This is a genomic window from Streptomyces sp. NPDC104106, assembly GCF_055584345.1.
In genome coordinates this window covers 212489-229377 of the sequence record NZ_JBVJMF010000006.1, presented here as the reverse complement: position 1 = coordinate 229377, position 16889 = coordinate 212489, and the positions used below count along the sequence as shown (strand labels likewise).

General features: G+C 73.2%; 15 protein-coding genes. 8 read left to right on the top strand and 7 right to left on the bottom strand.

Annotated features, from left to right (window positions below):
- Window positions 1–321: 321 nt before the first annotated feature.
- A complete protein-coding gene (locus ACZ60X_RS16870; RefSeq protein WP_469598851.1) occupies window positions 322–987 on the top strand; it encodes a phosphoribosyltransferase in 666 nt (221 codons plus the stop codon).
- Window positions 988–1021: 34 nt separating this feature from the next.
- Window positions 1022–2434, top strand: a complete 1413-nt coding sequence (locus ACZ60X_RS16865) for an RtcB family protein (protein ID WP_469598849.1) — start codon at window positions 1022–1024, stop codon at window positions 2432–2434.
- A gap of 89 nt (window positions 2435–2523) precedes the next feature.
- On the opposite strand, the gene ACZ60X_RS16860 is transcribed toward ACZ60X_RS16865, so the two are convergent.
- Window positions 2524–2982, bottom strand: a complete 459-nt coding sequence (locus tag ACZ60X_RS16860; RefSeq protein WP_469598847.1) for an archease — start codon at window positions 2980–2982, stop codon at window positions 2524–2526.
- Window positions 2983–3329: 347 nt separating this feature from the next.
- On the opposite strand from ACZ60X_RS16860, the gene ACZ60X_RS16855 reads away from it, so the two are divergent.
- Entirely contained in the window at window positions 3330–3755 is a 426-nt protein-coding gene (locus ACZ60X_RS16855) for a CBS domain-containing protein (protein WP_469598845.1), read from the top strand.
- Window positions 3756–3792: 37 nt separating this feature from the next.
- Here the strand turns inward: ACZ60X_RS16855 and ACZ60X_RS16850 are convergent, their stop codons facing one another.
- From ACZ60X_RS16850 to ACZ60X_RS16835, 4 genes are read right to left on the bottom strand one after another with little or no spacing between them, the layout of a single operon-like run.
- Window positions 3793–4473 carry a response regulator transcription factor gene (locus tag ACZ60X_RS16850; RefSeq protein ID WP_469598843.1) on the bottom strand — a complete coding sequence of 227 codons (681 nt, stop codon included), beginning with the start codon at window positions 4471–4473 and terminating at the stop codon, window positions 3793–3795.
- The gene (locus ACZ60X_RS16845) at window positions 4427–5185 is read right to left on the bottom strand and encodes a phosphatase PAP2 family protein (RefSeq protein WP_469598841.1); all 759 of its coding nucleotides are present in this window, start codon (window positions 5183–5185) and stop codon (window positions 4427–4429) included. The genes ACZ60X_RS16850 and ACZ60X_RS16845 overlap by 47 nt, the downstream gene beginning before the upstream one ends.
- Window positions 5182–5784 (bottom strand): phosphatase PAP2 family protein, encoded by a 603-nt coding sequence (locus tag ACZ60X_RS16840; RefSeq protein WP_469598839.1) that lies wholly within the window; start codon window positions 5782–5784, stop codon window positions 5182–5184. The genes ACZ60X_RS16845 and ACZ60X_RS16840 overlap by 4 nt, the downstream gene beginning before the upstream one ends.
- Window positions 5781–6446: a DedA family protein gene (locus ACZ60X_RS16835; RefSeq protein ID WP_469598837.1), complete on the bottom strand. Its 666-nt coding sequence runs from the start codon at window positions 6444–6446 to the stop codon at window positions 5781–5783. Before ACZ60X_RS16835 ends, ACZ60X_RS16840 begins: the two co-directional genes overlap by 4 nt.
- Window positions 6447–6671: 225 nt before the next feature.
- On the opposite strand from ACZ60X_RS16835, the gene efeU reads away from it, so the two are divergent.
- The 3 genes from efeU (at window position 6672) to nicT (ending at window position 11381) form a co-directional block, all read left to right on the top strand.
- Window positions 6672–8708: an iron uptake transporter permease EfeU gene (gene efeU, locus ACZ60X_RS16830; RefSeq protein WP_469598835.1), complete on the top strand. Its 2037-nt coding sequence runs from the start codon at window positions 6672–6674 to the stop codon at window positions 8706–8708.
- A 59-nt stretch (window positions 8709–8767) separates the two neighbouring features.
- Window positions 8768–10039, top strand: coding sequence for an iron uptake transporter deferrochelatase/peroxidase subunit (gene efeB, locus ACZ60X_RS16825; RefSeq protein WP_469599234.1), 1272 nt, complete (start codon window positions 8768–8770; stop codon window positions 10037–10039).
- 190 nt (window positions 10040–10229) lie between these two features.
- On the top strand, window positions 10230–11381 hold the full coding sequence (gene nicT, locus ACZ60X_RS16820; protein ID WP_469598833.1) for a Nickel transporter NicT: 1152 nt from the start codon (window positions 10230–10232) through the stop codon (window positions 11379–11381).
- A 130-nt stretch (window positions 11382–11511) separates the two neighbouring features.
- Here nicT and ACZ60X_RS16815 read toward each other — a convergent pair whose 3' ends face one another.
- Complete coding sequence (locus ACZ60X_RS16815; protein ID WP_469598831.1) at window positions 11512–11718, bottom strand: hypothetical protein; 207 nt, start codon at window positions 11716–11718, stop codon at window positions 11512–11514.
- Between the two features lie 153 nt (window positions 11719–11871).
- Here ACZ60X_RS16815 and ACZ60X_RS16810 point away from each other — a divergent pair, with 153 nt between their 5' ends.
- Both ACZ60X_RS16810 and ACZ60X_RS16805 read left to right on the top strand, forming a co-directional pair.
- Window positions 11872–13728 (top strand): glycoside hydrolase family 15 protein, encoded by a 1857-nt coding sequence (locus tag ACZ60X_RS16810; protein ID WP_469598829.1) that lies wholly within the window; start codon window positions 11872–11874, stop codon window positions 13726–13728.
- A gap of 92 nt (window positions 13729–13820) precedes the next feature.
- Complete coding sequence (locus ACZ60X_RS16805; protein ID WP_469598827.1) at window positions 13821–14057, top strand: hypothetical protein; 237 nt, start codon at window positions 13821–13823, stop codon at window positions 14055–14057.
- A gap of 93 nt (window positions 14058–14150) precedes the next feature.
- Here the strand turns inward: ACZ60X_RS16805 and ACZ60X_RS16800 are convergent, their stop codons facing one another.
- The gene (locus ACZ60X_RS16800) at window positions 14151–16775 is read right to left on the bottom strand and encodes a SpoIIE family protein phosphatase (protein WP_469599232.1); all 2625 of its coding nucleotides are present in this window, start codon (window positions 16773–16775) and stop codon (window positions 14151–14153) included.
- Window positions 16776–16889: the final 114 nt, after the last annotated feature.

Below are 16889 nucleotides of genomic sequence, written 5' to 3'. Positions count from 1 at the left end.
CGTACGGCCGCGCGCCCGCCGGATGCCTCTGTCTGGCGGCCCGGCTGAACGCAACCTCGCCGAGGCAGCCCGGTCATGCCCCCAGCCCCTCGCGGCCCACCGCAGACGCGGCGGCGCCGGTGTCATGACCTCCTGGCGGCGGTGTGCACGGCAGCCGAACCCGGGTGCCGCCGGCTCGTTTCCAGCCGTGCGGCACCTTCGCCGAGTACGCCGTCGGCAGTCCAGGCCGCAGGTGAGCGGCCTGTCGTGCTCCCGGTGTCCGCGGTGTCGGCGGGCGCCGGACGGGTACCTGGTGGGGGTCACCGGAGGGAGGCGGCGCACGTGGTGGGCGATACGGCGGCGGTGCCGCGGTTCCGTGACCGGGTGCACGCCGGACACGAGCTGGCCGGGCGGTTGCGCCTCCGTCAGGAGGCGGGGGCGCTGACACATCCGGTCGTGCTGGCCCTGCCGCGCGGCGGGGTGACCGTGGCCCGCGAGGTGGCGCGGGCCCTGGAGGCGCCGCTCGACGTACTGGTCGCACGCAAGGTGGGCGCACCGTTCCAGGAGGAGCTGGGCGTCGGCGCGCTCGCCGGCGACGATCCTCCGCTGTTCGACGAGCGGACCCTGGACCAGCTCGGGCTGAGCGAGGCGGACCTGGACGAGGCGGTGGAGCGGGAGCGGGGCGAGCTGCGCCGTCGGGAGCAGCGCTACCGGCAGGGCCGCCCGCCGCCCGAGCTGCGGGACCGCACCGTGATCGTCGTGGACGACGGGATCGCCACCGGGGCGACCGCGCGCGCGGCACTGCACTGGCTGCGCCGGCAGTCGCCGGAGCGGGTGGTGCTGGCCGTGCCGGTGTGCTCGCCGCAGGCGGCCGACCTGCTGCGCGGCGAGGCCGACGAGGTGGTCTGCCTGCAGCGGCCGTCCGCCTTCCTGTCCGTGGGGGAGTGGTACGAACACTTCGACCAGCTGACGGACGACGACGTGCTCGCCGCGTTGCACGAGCGGTGACCCCCGATCACACCGAGCCGGAGCGGAGGTCGCGATGAAATTGGTCGAGGAACGTTCCTTCCGCTACCGCATCGAGCCGCGCGCCGGCATGCGGGTCCCCGGCATCGTGTTCGCCTCCCGGGATCTGCTGGCGGACGCCGAGCACTCCCTGGAGCAGGTCGCGCACGTCGCCGAGCTGCCCGGGATCGTCACCGCCTCGTACGCCATGCCGGACATCCACTGGGGGTATGGCTTCCCCATCGGCGGTGTCGCCGCCACCGACGTCGATGCCGGCGGAGTGGTGTCGCCGGGCGGGGTGGGCTTCGACATCTCCTGCGGGGTGCGGCTTCTGGCCGCCGACCGCGACGGCGACGCGTTCCGGCCGCTCCTGACCGAGGTGATGGACGGCCTGGACCGCGCGATCCCGCGGGGGGCCGGTCCCGGTGGGGTCTGGCGCCCGGACGGCCGCGGCGAGCTGGAGCGGCTGCTGGCCGAGGGCTCGCGCTACGCGGTCGAGCGGGGCCACGGGGAGGAGCGGGACCTGCTGCGCTGCGAGGACGGCGGCGCGGTCGCCGACGCGGATGTCACGCAGGTCGGGCCGCGGGCCCGGGAGCGGGGCCTCGGCCAGGTCGGCAGTCTGGGGTCGGCCAACCACTTCCTGGAGGTGCAGCGGGTCACCGAGGTGTACGACGGCCCGGCCGCGGCCGCCTTCGGGATCGCGCCGGGCCAGGTGTGCGTGATGATCCACTGCGGCTCGCGCGGGCTCGGGCACCAGATCTGCACCGACCATGTGCGGCTTATGGACCGTGCGATGGCCCGGTACGGCATCACCGTGCCCGACCGGCAGCTCGCGTGCACCCCGGTGGACTCGCCCGAGGGGCAGGCCTACCTCGGGGCGATGGCGGCGGCCGCCAACTACGGCCGGGCGAACCGACAGTTGCTGTCCGACGCGGCGCGGGAGGTGTTCCGGCGCGTCGCGCGTGCCGGGCTGTCGCTGGTGTACGACGTCTCGCACAACCTCGCCAAGATCGAGACCCACCCGGTGGCCGACGGGCGCCGGCGCCTGTGCGTGCACCGCAAGGGTGCCACCCGTGCCTTCCCGCCCGGTCACCCCGAACTCCCCGAAGACATAAGGGAGTTCGGGCAACCCGTACTGATTCCCGGCACCCTTGGCACGGCGTCGTACGTGCTGGCCGGCGTCCCCGCGGGCGACGCCTTCCACTCCACCTGCCACGGCGCGGGCCGCACCATGAGCCGTCACCAGGCCGCCCGCTCCGTCACGAGCGGACAGCTGCGGGACCGGCTGCGACAGGCCGGTGTCGCCGCGCGCCCGAAGTCCTGGCGCGGCCTGACGGAGGAGACTCCGGAGGCGTACAAGGACGTCGACGCCGTCGTCCTCGCGAGCGAGGGCGCGGGGCTGTGCCGCAGGGTCGCCCGGCTGGTGCCGCTGGGGGTGGTGAAAGGCTGAGGGGGGGGCGGTGAATGGCCGAGTCGACGGTCCGCGTGTGCGGGGTGGGACCGTGCGACCGGACCGGCCGGACGGTCCCGGGCACGCGGTCACACGTCGACGATCACCGCGCAGGACCATCCGTACGGGTCCGGGCCGATCCGCACCTCCTGCCAGGAGACACCCTTGGGCGCGGCACCGACGACGGTGACGTCCGTGAGGGCGGCGAGCGACAGCCGCACGTCCACTGCGCCGTCGACGGCGGGCCGCACCTCCACGTCGACCGGGACGCGGCCCGCCACCTCCAGCCGGTAGACCACCTCGTCCAGCAGCGCGACCAGCAGGTCCGCGTCCTCGCCGGGAGCGAGACGGAACCGTTCCATCGCGGTGGGGCTCGCCCCCTCCACCTCGGCGAAGGCGTCCACCATGGCGCGTACGGCCTCGCCGAGGCACTGCTCACGGGTGGTGCCCCAGGCCTGCAGGCGGGTGTCGGCGGTGTGCGGCATCGAGCGGTGCCCGCTCACGCCCTGGCGCCGTGCGCGTAGTTCGTCGCCGATGTCCGCGACCATGACCCGTGATCCCTTCGTCGCCTCCCCGCCTGCCTCTATCGCCGGCCGGTGGACCAGGCGGCGCCCGCGTCGGCGAGTGCGGAGTCGGCAGCGCGCCCGGCGGCGGGGTCCCGGATGCGGGGCTGGTCGCTGTCGGCTCCCGGGTGTCGCTCCCTGATCCGGTGACGGCTCCTCGGCTTGCCGGGTTCCCGTGCCGGCCGGTGGCGAAACCGCGGGGCGTCGCCGCGGGGGCCGGGCGGCGAGCGGCCGGCGCGCGCCCGCGGGGCAGCGCCGGTTTGCCCGCGCCGTGACGGGCTACGCGACCGGGGAGGCCGTGCGCTCGGCTTACCCGATCCCGGAGGTGCCCGATGACCCGGCGGATACGTGACGTGATGTCACCAGGCGCGGTGGCGGTGGAGCCGATGACCTCGGTGGCACGGGCGGCGCTGCTCATGCGTGAGGAGGACATCGGCGATGTACTGGTCGCCTACGACCGCGATCTGTTCGGTGTGCTCACCGACCGCGACCTGGTGGTGCGGATGCTCGCCGAGGGCCTGGATCCGCACGCCACCACCGTCGGCTCGGTGTGCAGCCGGCCACCGGTGGTGACCCTGACACCCGATGACACCACGGACCACGCGGTCGAGCTGATGCGCCGCCACGGCCTGCGCCGGCTCCCCGTGGTGGACCACGGCGGGTGCCCGGTCGGATTCGTCAGCCTCGGCGACCTGGCCGCCGCGGAGGATCCGCACTCGGCGCTCGCGCAGATCAGCACGGCGCGGCCCAACCGCTGAACCGCCGCGCGTGCGGCGAGCCCGGGGGTACCTCGGGTCAGGCGGCCAGACGGTGGCCGATCCCCCGGGCCGTGGCGATGGTCAGCTCGCTGCCGGCCGCGCGCAGCTTGCGCCGCAGCCGGGTCAGGTACTGGTCCAGTGTGTTGTCGCTGACCTGCGCGCCCTCCGGCCAGCCGGCGCGCAGCAGCTCCCGGCGCCGCACGAGGTCCCCGCCCGCGGCCGTGAGCGCCGCCAGCAGCCGGAACTCGGTCGGGGTGAGGTCGACGCGGCTGCCGCGCACGGTCGCGCTGTGCCGTACGGCGTCCAGCACCAGGCCGCCCGAGGCGGCGGGCGGGGCGGAGGGCGCGGCCCGCGGCACGGCCCGGCGCAGGGCGGCGCGCAGCCGGGCGGCCAGCTCGGCCAGGTGGCAGGGCTTGGGGAGATAGTCGTCGCAGCCGGCCGAGAAGGCCGACAGGCGGTCGGAGAGCCCGCGCCGGGCGGTCAGGAAGAGGATCGGATCGAGGAACCCGTTGGCACGCATCGCCTGGCAGACGTCGCGGCCGTCGGCGTCGGGCAGGCCGATGTCCAGCACCACCGCGGACACGTCCGCCGTCGCCAGCCGCAGGGCGGTGGCGCCGTCGCCGGCCGCGACCGTGTCGAAGTCCTCCGCGTGCAGACCCTGGCGCAGCAGGTCACGCAGGGTGTGATCGTCCTCGACGATGAGGATCCTGGGGCGCATGACTCTCCACCGGCCCGTCGGCCGGATCGCTCGGGTGGGGGGTGTCGCCCGGCCCGGGGGCACGGGGGACGCGGCGCGCGGGCAGCCGGCGGGCCAGGACGCCGGTGAACAGGGCGAGCCAGCCCGCGGCGAACAGCCAGCCGCCGACGACATCGGTGAACCAGTGCACGCCCAGGTAGATCCGGGACAGCCCGACGCCGGCCCCCCAGACGGCGACCAGGACGCACAGCGCGGTCCGGCCGCGCGGTGCTCGCAGGGCGAGGGCCAGGACCAGCAGCCCGGCCGTCAGCGCGCTGGTGGTGGTGTGGCCCGAGGGGAACGACCAGCCGGAGGCGTGCGTCTGCCAGTCGTACTGCGGCGGCCGTGCGCGGGCGATCAGGTCCATGACGCCGTAGCGCACCGCCTGGCCCGCGCCGAGGCAGCCCACGGCGAGCAGCGCGCCCGCCAGCCGCTGCCGCGCGGTACGTCCGGCGATCAGCCCGGCCAGCACCGCGAGGGCGTACGGCACGGCACCCGTGCCCGTGGCCGTCAGGCCGCGGGCGAGTGCCACCGCGACCGGCGGGCGGTGGGCGACGGACCACGACAGCAGGCCCTGGTCCGGGTACAGGGGGCCGCCCTGCTCGCTGACCACCACCGCGGCCAGCGCCACGAACGCCATCCAGGCGGCCAGGGCGGCGGTGCCCGCCCGCTCCGTGATCCGGCGGCGGTTCATGACACCAGAAGGGGGCGCAGCCAGGTGCCCGACAGCCGTTCGGCGAGGGCCGCCGGCCACCGGCGCAGGACCGTCATCGCGGCGAAGCCGACCAGGGAGCCGAACGCCGCCCCCGCGAGCACGTCGTGCGGATAGTGCACCCCGACCCACACCCGGGAGGCGGCCATCGCCAGCGCGCACACGGACGCGAGGACGCCGAGGCGCCGCGAGACGAAGAACAGGGCGACCGCGGCGGCGCAGGCGATCGTCGTGTGGTTGCTCGGGAACGACCAGTCGCCCCGCGCGGGACAGGCCTCCAGTGTGCGCACCGCCAGATGCCGGCACGGCCGGTCCTCCGCGACCAGCGGCTTGACCAGACTGGTCACGGCGAACGCGGCCACCACCGCCACCGGCACGGTCAGCGCCGTCAGCGCCGCGGTCGCGTCCGTCCGGCGGGACCGCCACCAGCCGACGAGCATGAGCAGTGCGAACACCGCGAGCCCGTACGCCGACCACACCGCGATCGTGCCGTCCAGCCAGCCGGGGGAGCGGTGGGCGAGGTCCACCACGTCCCTGTAGAGGGGGCCGTCGACCGACGCGGCCGTCAGGGCGAGGTTCATCCGCGGGCCCCCTCCCGGGCGGCCCTGCGCGAGCGCAGCAGTTCGGCGGCGAGCGGGAGCAGCGAGACGACGACGATCAGCGCGATCACCGGCAGCAGGTACTTGTCGATGCTCGGGATCGAGGAGCCCAGCGCGTATCCGGCCAGGGTGAGGCCGAGGCTCCACACGAGGCCGCCGATCGTCTGCCAGAGGGTGAAGGTGCGCGCCGGCACGCCGAGCGCGCCCGCCATCGGGTTCAGCACGGTGCGTACCACCGGGACGAAGCGGGCCAGCACGATCGCCTTGGCGTGGCCGTAGCGCTCCAGCAGTTCCTCGGCGCGTCGCGCGCCCTCGCGCAGCTTCGCCGACCGGGTGCGGGCCAGCAGGGCGCCGCCCGCCCTGCGGCCGATGAGGAATCCGCACTGCGAGCCGGCCAGCGCCCCGACGGCCGCGGCGGCGAGCAGCGGGCCGAGCGAGAGGTGCAGTCCGCGGTCGGAGGTGCCCGTGCAGAGCAGGCCGGCGGTGAACAGCAGCGAGTCTCCCGGCAGGAAGAACCCGATCAGCAGGCCGGTCTCGGCGAAGAGCACCACGCCGACGCCGAGCACGCCGAAGGCGGCGAGCAGCGAGTGGGCGTCGAGCACGTTGACCGCGAGCTGCGATGCCAGGTGTGGGGGAGTGGCCATCGCCGTACGCCCTTCCTTCGGATCTGCGCGACGACGTCGCGCCAAGGTCTGACTACATATTTGTAGACGCTGGACTGGGTGGTAGACGAACCGGGGCGGCCGATCGTTCCCGGCCTTTACTTTCCCATTGCTCTTTCGTGACCGACTGAATACACGGGGGTGGTCATGATGGTCCGCGAAGGTTAGGCATGCCTTCACTAAGTAAGTCTGGGAGGGCCGCAGGTCATGTGGGACGACGCGTTTCCGAGTTTCCTGATCGGACTCAGGGAGGGACTCGAAGCCGGACTCATCGTCTCCATCCTGATCGCCACCCTGGTGCGCGCTGACGCGCGCTCGCGCCTGCCCCAGGTGTGGACCGGCGTCCTGGCCGCCGTCGCCGTGGCCATGAGCTTCGGCGCGGTGCTCACCTTCACCGCCGCCTCGATGCCGCAGACCGCCCAGGAGGCGTTCGGCGGTACCCTCAGCGTGATCGCCGTCGCGTTCGTCACCGCCATGGTGTTCTGGATGCGCCGCTCGGCCCGCAGCCTGTCCGGCGAGCTGAAGGAGAAGATGACCGCCGCGCTCGGCATGGGCGCGGGCGTGCTGATCCTCACCTCCTTCCTCGCCGTCGGCCGGGAGGGCCTGGAGACCGCGCTCTTCCTGTGGACCACCGCCCAGGCGGCCGGGGAGTCCGCGGGCCCGCTGACCGGCGCCGGCATCGGCCTGGTCCTCGCCACGGTCCTCTGCTGGGGTTTGTACCGCCGGGTCCTGAAGATCAACCTGACGAAGTTCTTCACCGCCACCGGCGCCGTGCTGATCGTCATCGCGGCCGGCGTCCTCGGCTACGGCCTGCGCGACCTGCAGGAGGGCGGCGTACTGCCCGGCAAGACCGCCTACGCGGTCGACCTCGCGAGCAGCGTCGACGCCGGCTCCTGGTACAGCACCCTCGTCCAGGGCGTCTTCAACCTCACCCCGACCATGACCTGGCTGCAGGTCGTCGCCTACGTCGCCTACCTGGCCGTCGTCATGACCCTGTTCGTGCGCGGCGTGCGCGCCACGGCCCCGAAGCCGGCGAAGGCGAAGGAGAGCACCGAGCCGCAGCCGAAGGACGAGCGCCCCGCACGGCGCCGTCCGGCCTGGGTGGTGCCGGCCGCCGTCGTCGCCGTACCCGCCGTCGTCGCCGGCCTCGTCGTCACCTTCTCCCGGCCCAAGCCCGCCGGCGACCAGACCGTCGCCGTCTCCGAGACCGAGTGCGGCAAGGGCTTCACCGCGCCCAAGCCGGGCCGGCAGACGTTCCAGATGCACAACACCGGCGGCAAGACCTCCGAGGTGTACCTCGTCGACCCGGCCACCAACGCGGTCTACGGCGAGATCGAGGGCCTCGCCCCGGGCACCACCCGCGACCTCGTCGCCACCGTCGCCGGCGGCACCTACGCCTGGCGCTGCGTGCCCACCGGCGGCAAGGCCGTCACCTCCAAGTCGGTCACCGTCACCGGCGGCGGCGCGGCCAAGCCGGTCGTCCCCGTCTCCGAGCAGGACCTCGCCACGCCCCTGAAGCAGTACAAGGCGTACGTCGGCCAGGGCCTCGCCACCCTGGCCGGCCAGAGCCGGACCCTCGCCGACGACATCAAGGGCGGCCATCTGGACAAGGCCCGTAGCGACTGGCTCACCGCGCACCTGACCTACTCCTCGCTCGGCGCCGCCTATGGCACCTTCGAGGACTTCGACAAGAAGATCAACGGCCGGGCCGACGGACTCGCCGACGGCGTGAACGACAAGGGCTTCACCGGCTTCCACCGCATCGAGTACGGCCTGTGGCACGGCCGGTCCGCAGGGGAGCTGACCGGTCCCGCCCAGCAGCTCGTCGCCGACGTGGCCGGCCTGCAGAAGGCGTTCCCGAGCCAGGACTTCGACCCCGGTGACCTGCCGCTGCGCGCCCACGAGATCCTGGAGAACACCCTCCAGTTCGAGCTGACCGGCGACACCGACGAGGGCAGCGGCACCAACCTCGCGACCGCCGACGCCAACCTCGCCGGCACCCGCGAGCTGCTCACCGTCCTCAGGCCGCTGCTCACCAGCCGCGCCCCGCGGCTGCTGCCCACGGTCGACGCGGACATCGCGCGCGTGCAGAAGCTGCTGGACGCCGCCCACTCCGGCGACCGCTGGACGGCCGTCGACAAGCTCGCCGAGACCGACCGGCAGCGGCTGAACGGCGCCACCGGCCAGCTGCTGGAGGACCTCGCCCCGATCCCGGACCTGCTCGAGATCCGGAAGTCCGCCTGATGACCGACCGAGCCTGCCCCCTGCCGTCCGCGTACCCGCACCCCGAAGGGAACCCCGCGATGCCCACCGCCGACCAGCCGACCTGCCCCGTCGGTCCCGCCCGCCGCTCCTTCGTGCGCAGCGCGCTGGGCGCCGGGGCAGCCGGAGCGGTGCTGGCCGGCGGCGGCTTCGCCCTCGGTCAGAGCGGCGGCACCGCCGAGGCGCAGTCCGCGAACGCCGACGGCACGGCGAAGGTCCCCTTCCACGGCGCCCACCAGGCCGGCATCATCACGCCGGCGCCGGCCGCCGCCACGTTCGTCTCGCTCAATGTCATAGCCGACGACCGCAAAGGTCTCGCCGACCTGCTGAAGACCATCACCGAGCGGGCCCGCTTCCTCACCGCCGGCGGCGCCCCGGCCGACCTCGGCGTCGGCGCGCCGCCCTCGGACAATGGCATCCTCGGCCCGGAGGTCCCCTCCGACGCCCTCACGGTCACCGTCGGCGTCGGCGCCTCCCTCTTCGACGACCGCTACGGCCTCGCCAAGGCCAAGCCCGCCCGGCTCACCCCGATGCGCACGTTCCCCAACGACAACCTGAACGCGGCCGAGTGCCACGGCGACCTGTCGCTGCAGATCTGCGCCCAGAGCCAGGACACCGTGCTGCACGCGCTGCGCGACATCGCCCGGCACACCCGCGGCGCCATGCAGATCAAGTGGCGCGTCGACGGCTTCCAGAACGCCCCGCGCCCCACCGGCGCCCAGCGCAACCTGCTCGGCTTCAAGGACGGCATCGCCAACCCGGACGTCACCTCCGCGCGCGAGACGGACAAGCTGATCTGGGTCGGCGACGGCCAGGGCGAGCCGGCCTGGGCCACGGGCGGCAGCTACCAGGTCATCCGGATCATCCGCATGCTGGTGGAGTTCTGGGACCGGGTCTCGCTGACCGAGCAGGAGAAGATGTTCGGCCGCCGCAAGGACACCGGCGCCCCGCTCGACGGCGCCAAGGAGACCGACATCCCCCAGTACGCCAAGGACCCCAAGGGCAACGCGATCCCGCTGGACGCCCACATCCGGCTCGCCAACCCGCGCACCGCCCAGAGCGACAGCTCCCGCATCCTGCGCCGCGGCTACAACTACGACCGGGGCGTCGACAACGTCGGCAACCTCGACATGGGCCTGGTGTTCTGCTGCTACAACCAGGACGTCAAGCGCCAGTTCGAGGCCGTGCAGACCCGCCTGATCGACGAGCCGCTCGTCGACTACATCTCCCCGACCGGCGGCGGCTACTTCTTCGCGCTGCCCGGCGTCAAGGACAGCGCGGACTGGCTGGGCCGAGGCATGCTCTCCGCCTGAGCATTCCCGCACCGGCTCACCGTTTCCCCAGCTCACGGGCGCTTCCAGAGCAGGCCTTTCCCTTTTCTTTTCCTTTTCCATGGGAAAGGCCTGCCGCGGCCTTTACTGCACATCACTTGCAGGTAGGAGATGATGGCACCCGGCTGCGCGGTGCAGCCCTACCCGTACGAGCGAAGGACAGATCCTCCCGATGACGGCCGCCCCCGGTTCCGCACCGTCCCTCCCCGCCCAGGCCGACGGCAGGCCGTCGCTCTGGCACCGCGTCCGCGGCTCCATGACGCGCCAGGAGTGGACCAGAGTCGGCGGGATGGCGGGCTTCGTGCTCGCGCTGCACGTCATCGGCTGGGGCACCCTCGTCGGCATCATCGCGCCGCAGCACTTCAGCGTGGGCAAGGAGTCCTTCGGTATCGGCATCGGCGTGACCGCCTACACCCTCGGCATGCGGCACGCCTTCGACGCCGACCACATCGCGGCGATCGACAACACCACCCGCAAGCTCATGGGCGAGGGGCAGCGCCCGCTGTCGGTCGGGTTCTGGTTCTCCCTCGGCCACTCCAGCGTCGTCTTCGGCCTCTCCCTGCTGCTCTCGCTCGGCCTGAAGGCCCTGGCCGGCCCGGTCCGCGACGACAACTCGCACCTGCACCAGGTCACCGGCCTGATCGGCACCACGGTCTCCGGCGCCTTCCTCTACCTGATCGCCGGCATCAACCTCGTCATCCTGGCTGGCATCTGGAAGGTGTTCCGCAGGATGCGCTCCGGCCACTACGACGAGGCCGCCCTGGAGACGCAGCTCAACAACCGCGGCTTCATGAACCGCCTGCTCGGCCGGGTCACCGGCACGATCCGCAAGCCCTGGCAGATGTACCCGCTGGGCCTGCTGTTCGGCCTCGGCTTCGACACCGCCACCGAGATCGCCCTGCTCGTCCTCGCCGGCTCCGGAGCCGCCTCGGGCCTGCCCTGGTACGCCATCCTGACGCTGCCCGTGCTGTTCGCGGCAGGCATGTCCCTGTTGGACACCATCGACGGCTCGTTCATGAACTTCGCCTACGAGTGGGCCTTCTCCAAGCCGGTCCGCAAGGTCTACTACAACCTCACCATCACCGGCCTGTCCGTCGCCGTCGCCCTGATCATCGGCACCGTCGAACTCCTCGGCCTCCTCGCCGACAAGATGGGTCTGCACGGCGCCTTCTGGGACTGGATCTCCGGCCTCGACCTCAACACGGTCGGCTTCGTCATCGTCGGCCTGTTCTTCGCGACCTGGGTCGTCGCCCTGCTCGTGTGGAAGGCGGGCCGCATCGAGGAGAAGTGGACGGCCGGACTCGCGCAGCAGTCGGCGGACTGAGCGGACACACCCTCGCAGGGGCGCGGGGCCGCATGGGGCATGCGGCCCCGCCGCACGTCACGCACGGCCCCGCGCGCACCTTCCCGCGGGTCGCCCCCCGTCGACAGGAGTCCCCGGATCCCGGACGCCCTTACGGCAGCAGCCTCTCGACGGCCGCCGGGCCCTCCTTCTCCATCTTGCGGCGCGCCCAGTCGAGATTCTTCTCGTTGACGTCCCTGCCCGCCGCCATCACGTAGTCCTCCGGGGTGACGTCCCGGGAAGGAGCGGAGTGGAGCAGGGCGTCCGGGGTGCAGTGGTCGTCGGACGACCGGGACTCGTCGGGTGTGGTTGTCGACATGATGCCTCCTCCTCGGTCCGGATGACCGCATCCGTGCCGGTGCCGCCGAACGGGGCACACTCTCACCATTGCCCGCAGCGCCTTCCCACGCCACTGGAGAGCACACACTCCTAAGCTGGAAAACACCTCGCACCGCAACCCGGGAGGCCGCCGATGGCCGAGACCCCGTTCGCCGAGGAGATCCGTCCCGCTCCCCGCTACCTGCCCATCGCCGAGCACGGACTCATCGGCGACCTGCGCACGGTCGCCCTGGTCGGCAGCAACGGCACCGTCGACTGGTACTGCTGCCCCTCCTTCGACGCGCCCAGCGTCTTCGCGGCCGTCCTCGACGCCGAGCGCGGCGGCTGCTTCGAACTCGCCGCCGCCGTCCCCGCCCGCACCAAGCAGTTCTACTTCCCCGACACCAACGTCCTGATCACCCGCTTCTTCACCGAGGACGGCGTCGGCGAGGTGCAGGACTTCATGCCGGTGACCTCGCCCGCCGCCGGCGCCGCCGCCACCGGCGAGGCGGGCCGGCACCGGCTGATCCGGCGCGTGGTCTGCGTCCGCGGCACCGTCCCGTTCCGTGCGCTGATCGCGCCCCGCTTCGACTACGGCGCCGCCCCGCACACCCTGCGCACGGCCGGCGGCACCGTCCTGTTCGAGTCCGCCCGGCTCTCCCTGGCACTGACCGCCACGGTCGACGTGGAGTGCGACGACCGGGACGCCCGCGCCGACTTCAAGCTCACCGAGGGCGAGAGCGCCGTGTTCGCCCTCGACCAGGTCGGCGACGCCATCGCCCCCCGCGGCTGCGCCCGCGCCGAGGCCGAGCACGAGTTCAACGCCACGGTCGCCTACTGGCGGCGCTGGCTGCACCAGTCCCGCTACCGGGGCCGCTGGCGCGAGATGGTGCACCGCTCCGCCCTCACCCTGAAACTGCTCACCTACGCCCCCACCGGCGCCATCGTCGCCGCCCCCACCACCAGCCTGCCCGAGCAGCTCGGCGGCGAGCGCAACTGGGACTACCGCTACGTCTGGGTGCGCGACGCCGCCTTCGCCGTCTACGCACTGCTCAGGCTCGGCTTCAGCGGCGAGGCCGAGGCCTTCATGCGCTTCCTGACCACACACGTCAGCCCCTGCGACAGCGGCGACGGCGCCCCGCCGCTGCAGATCATGTACGGCATCGACGGCCGCACCGAGCTGCCCGAGCGCGAGCTGACGCACCTGGCGGGACACCAGGGCTCCGCCCCGGTACGGGTCGGCAACGCCGCCGCCGACCAGCTCCAGCTGGACATCTACGGCGCCCTGATCGACTCGATCTACCTCTACGACAAATGGGCCCAGCCGATCTCCAGCGACCAGTGGGACGACGTGTGCCGGCTGGTCGACTGGGTCTGCGCGCACTGGGACCAGCCCGACGAGGGCGTGTGGGAGACCCGCGGCGGCCGCAAGAACTTCACCTACTCCCGGCTCATGTGCTGGGTGGCGATCGAGCGGGCCATCCGCCTCGCCAACCGGCGCGGACTGCCCGCCGACCTGCCCCGCTGGCGGCAGGCCCGCGACGCCGTCTACCGGCGGATCATGGACCGCGGCTGGTCGGCGCGGCGCGACGCCTTCGTGCAGTACGAGGGCGGCGACGTCCTCGACGCGTCGCTGCTGATGATGCCGCTCGCCAAGTTCGTCGCCCCGACCGACCCCAAGTGGCTGTCCACCCTGGACGCCCTCGGCGAGGACCTGGTCTCCGACTCCCTCGTCTACCGCTACGACCCGCAGGCCAGCCCCGACGGGCTGCGCGGCGACGAGGGCACCTTCTCCATCTGCTCCTTCTGGTACGTCGAGGCCCTGGTCCGGGCCGGCCGGCTCGACGAGGCCCGGCTGGCGTTCGAGAAGATGCTCACCTACGCCAACCATCTCGGCCTGTACGCCGAGGAGATCGGCCGCACCGGCGAGCAGCAGGGCAACTTCCCTCAGGCGTTCACCCACCTCGCCCTGATCAGCGCCGCGTTCAACCTCGACCGCGCGCTGGGCTGACCCGCCCGGGCGGTGTGCCCGCAGGCCGCACGGGTACCCGGAGGGCTCCGCAAGGAGAACGACGCAGGGTCCACAGAAGGAGGAGACCCCGTATGACCAGCAGCACCAGCGAGACCGGTGGCGTCACTGGTACGCGCGACAAGAACTACGACCTGATCTGGTACGTCGAAGCGTGCCTGGACAACGCCCTCCGCCTGGAGACGTACATCCAGGACGCCGAACGTGACCACGACAACGAGCTACTGGACCTGTTCCACAAGGCCCAGGCCGACAGCCGCAAGGGCGCGGAAATGGGGAAGCAGCTCCTGCGCGAGCGGCTGACCGCCTGACCGCCTCGCTGGCTCAGGCGAACCGGGAACTCGGGCCGGGGCCGGCGGGCCGCGCACGCGCCGCCCGCCGCCCCCGGCCGGTCGCTCAGCCGCTCACGGCAGCGGCTGTTCCGCCCAGATGACCTTGCCGTGCGGGGTGTAGCGGGTGCCCCACCGGTCGGCGAGCTGCGCGACCAGGAACAGGCCCCGGCCGCCCTCGTCGGTGCTCGCCGCGTACCGCAGATGCGGGGAGGTCGTGCTGCGGTCGGAGACCTCGCAGATCAGCGAGCGGTCGCGCAGCAGCCGTACCCCGATCGGGCCGCGCCCGTAGCGGATGGCGTTGGTGACCAGCTCGCTCAGGATCAGCTCCGTGGTGAAGTCCAGCTCCGCGAGCCCCCACTCGGCCAGCTGCCGGGTCACCGAGCCGCGCACCTGGGACACCGCCGCCGGATCAGACGGCACCTGCCACTCGGCGACCCGGTCGGCGCCCAGCGCCCGGGTACGGGCGACGATCAGGGCGACGTCGTCGCTCGGCCGGGCCGGCAGCCGGTCCAGCACGGTACGGCAGGTCTCCTCCGGCGAGGCGCCCGGCGCCCGCCGCAGGGCGTCGCTCAGCAGCTCCAGCCCCTCGTCGATGTCCCGGTCGCGGTCCTCCACCAGCCCGTCCGTGTACAGCACCAGCCGGCTGCCCTCGGCCAGCTCCAGCTCCGCCGTCTCGAACGGCAGCCCGCCCACGCCCAGCGGCGGACCGGCCGGCACGTCCGCGAACTCCACACGCCCGTCGGGGTGCACCAGCGCGGGCGGCGGGTGGCCGGCCCGGGCCACGGTGCAGCACCGCGCGACCGGGTCGTAGACCGCGTACAGGCAGGTGGCGCCGGTGATCGCCGACGCGCTGTCGGCCGATACCTCGTCCTGGTCGATCCGGCCCACCAACTCGTCCAGCAGACCGAGGAGTTCGTCGGGCGGCAGATCGAGCGAGGAGAAGTTGTGCACCGCCGTACGCAGCCGGCCCATGGTGGCCGCCGCGTGCAGCCCGTGCCCCACCACGTCGCCCACCACCAGCGCCACCCGGGCCCCGGACAGCGGCAGCACGTCGAACCAGTCCCCGCCCACCCCGGCCTGCGCCGGCAGATAGCGGTAGGCGATCTCCAGCGCGCCCTGCTCGGGCAGCGTGCGCGGCAGCAGACTGCGCTGCAGGGCCACCGCCATGCTGTGCTCGCGGGTGTACCGGCGGGCGTTGTCGATGGACACCGCCGCCCGCGCGACCAGTTCCTCGGCGAGCGCCAGCTCCTCCGCGTCGAACGGCTGCGGCTTCTCCGCGCGCCAGAAGCTCGCCACGCCCAGCACCAGGCTCCCCGCCCGCAGGGGCACGGTGATCAGCGAGTGGATGCCGTACTCCAGCACCTGGTCGGTGCGCTCCAGGTCCTGCGCCCGCCAGCCGGGCGCGTCCCGCAGCCTGGGCACCACGACCGACTGCCCGGTGGTCAGACTGCGTGCCTGCGGCGAGGTGGCCACGAACCGGATGCGCTCGCCGACCGGGTACAGCGGGGCGTCCTTGCGCACCCCGGCGGCGGCCGTGCGGCGCAACGCCGTACCCGGCCGCGGCTCCTCGCCGTGCAGCACCGGGTCGAAGAGGTCCACCGTCGCGAAGTCCGCGAACCGGGGCACCGCCAGCTCGGCCAGCTCCTCCGCGGTACGGGTCACGTCAAGGCTGGTGCCGATGCCCACTCCGGCGTCGTACAGCATGTTCAGCCGCTCGCGCGCCACCTCCGCCCGGCCGGACACCGCCCGCAGCTCGGTCGAGTCGCGCAGCGTGGTCACGCTGCCGGCCGGGCCGCCGCGCAGATCCGTGGGGCGCTGGTTGATCGCCAGCAGCCGGTCCTTGACCAGGTGCACCTCGTCCGTCGCCACCCGCCCGGAGGCCAGCAGCGCCGCCGTGTCGTCGTCCAGGCCCAGCTCCAGCACGCTGCGCCGCTCGGCGTCCTCGGGCAGGTCCAGCAGCCGGTGCGCCTCGTCGTTGGCGAGCAGCAGCCGGGCGTCGTCGCCGACGATCAGCACGCCCTCGCGCACCGCGTGCAGTACCGCGTCATGGTGCTCGTACATCCGGGTCATCTCGTACGGTCCCAGACCGTGCGTCTGGCGCAGCAGCCGTCTGCCGACCAGGGCCGTGCCGCCGAGCGCGAGCGCGAGCGCCGCCGCTGCCGCCCAGAGCAGCAGGGGCAGTTGCTGATCGGCGGTCCCGCCCACGTGCGCCGTGGTGATCCCGGCCGACACCAGGCCCACCACCTTGCCGGCGGAGTCCTTCACCGGCACCACGACCTGCACCAGCGGCCCTATCGTGCCGCTGACATGCTCGGTGACCGTGCCCCCGGCCACCGCCGGCGCGATGGCGCCGACGAACTTCTTGCCGATGCGGTCGGGCCTGGGGTGCGTGTAGCGGACACCGTCGGTGTTCATGACGACGACGAAGTCCACACCGGTCGCCTTGCGCGCGGCCTCGGCCCGCGGCTGGAGGATCTTCGTCGGATCCGGGGTACGCAGCGCGGCCGCGGTGCCCGGCGCGTGGGCGAACGTCTCCGCGACCGCGAGCGAGCGGTTGCGGGCCTCGGTGTCGCTGTCGCGCCGCACCTGGAGCACCTGCGCCACCACGGCCGCGACGACCAGCAGCAGCACGATCACGACCTGCAGGAGGAACACCTGCCCGGCGACGCTGCGCCCCGTCACCGCCGCGCGCAGCATGCCCGGCCGGCCGGCCTCGGTGCCCGGCGCCGGGCCCTTCCGTGCGTGCGAGGACCCGGACCCGAGGGGCGGCCGGGTCGGATTCCGGCCGGGCAGTCGCACCATGTGCCCATG

Excerpts from the sequence above, each read along its gene's own strand:
- ACZ60X_RS16850 (WP_469598843.1), bottom strand. The coding sequence starts at position 4,473 with ATGCGCCCCAGGATCCTCATCGTCGAGGACGATCACACCCTGCGTGAC.
- ACZ60X_RS16865 (WP_469598849.1), top strand. The coding sequence starts at position 1,022 with ATGAAATTGGTCGAGGAACGTTCCTTCCGCTACCGCATCGAGCCGCGC.
- ACZ60X_RS16815 (WP_469598831.1), bottom strand. The coding sequence starts at position 11,718 with ATGTCGACAACCACACCCGACGAGTCCCGGTCGTCCGACGACCACTGC.
- ACZ60X_RS16845 (WP_469598841.1), bottom strand. The coding sequence starts at position 5,185 with ATGAACCGCCGCCGGATCACGGAGCGGGCGGGCACCGCCGCCCTGGCC.
- ACZ60X_RS16855 (WP_469598845.1), top strand. The coding sequence starts at position 3,330 with ATGACCCGGCGGATACGTGACGTGATGTCACCAGGCGCGGTGGCGGTG.
- ACZ60X_RS16805 (WP_469598827.1), top strand. The coding sequence starts at position 13,821 with ATGACCAGCAGCACCAGCGAGACCGGTGGCGTCACTGGTACGCGCGAC.
- ACZ60X_RS16800 (WP_469599232.1), bottom strand. The coding sequence starts at position 16,775 with ATGCTGCGCGCGGCGGTGACGGGGCGCAGCGTCGCCGGGCAGGTGTTC.
- ACZ60X_RS16840 (WP_469598839.1), bottom strand. The coding sequence starts at position 5,784 with ATGAACCTCGCCCTGACGGCCGCGTCGGTCGACGGCCCCCTCTACAGG.
- efeU (WP_469598835.1), top strand. The coding sequence starts at position 6,672 with ATGTGGGACGACGCGTTTCCGAGTTTCCTGATCGGACTCAGGGAGGGA.
- ACZ60X_RS16835 (WP_469598837.1), bottom strand. The coding sequence starts at position 6,446 with ATGGCCACTCCCCCACACCTGGCATCGCAGCTCGCGGTCAACGTGCTC.
- nicT (WP_469598833.1), top strand. The coding sequence starts at position 10,230 with ATGACGGCCGCCCCCGGTTCCGCACCGTCCCTCCCCGCCCAGGCCGAC.
- efeB (WP_469599234.1), top strand. The coding sequence starts at position 8,768 with ATGCCCACCGCCGACCAGCCGACCTGCCCCGTCGGTCCCGCCCGCCGC.
- ACZ60X_RS16810 (WP_469598829.1), top strand. The coding sequence starts at position 11,872 with ATGGCCGAGACCCCGTTCGCCGAGGAGATCCGTCCCGCTCCCCGCTAC.
- ACZ60X_RS16860 (WP_469598847.1), bottom strand. The coding sequence starts at position 2,982 with ATGGTCGCGGACATCGGCGACGAACTACGCGCACGGCGCCAGGGCGTG.